Source organism: Candidatus Protofrankia californiensis (assembly GCF_900634765.1).
GTDB lineage: Bacteria > Actinomycetota > Actinomycetes > Frankiales > Frankiaceae > Protofrankia > Protofrankia californiensis.
In genome coordinates this window covers 2825-3252 of the sequence record NZ_CAAAFT010000416.1, presented here as the reverse complement: position 1 = coordinate 3252, position 428 = coordinate 2825, and positions in this window count along the sequence as shown.

The following is a 428-nucleotide window of genomic DNA, read 5'->3' as shown; positions in this document are numbered from 1 at the left end:
GTCGTCCCGGGAGTCCGTCGGCCGGGACCTCAGGGATTTTCGTTCAGCTGGACTGATCGTGAACAGGGGAAGAACGATCGTCGTCCTGAACGTCGTTACTCTGCGTGCGTTCGCTTACAGCGAAAATCCAGACCGCCGAATGTGACGGATGACGTCGTCCGGCTGCCCGGCGGCCGCTACGACAGTTATGTGCGGGAACGCCTTCTTCGAGGCATTCACGGGCTGTCCGTGAGGTGCCGGATGTCTCACTCTCAGTGATCAGGAGACTTGGGCCTCCGGCGGTGCGCGAGGCAGAGCGGAGCCGGCCCGCGGCGGGAACAGGGGGTCCGCCGCGGGTAAGGAGGGACGGAGCCTGTGGGACGGCGGTGAGACCGTTCCGCTCAGCCGCTCAGCCGCTCAGCCGCTCAGCCGCTCAGCCGCTCAGCCGC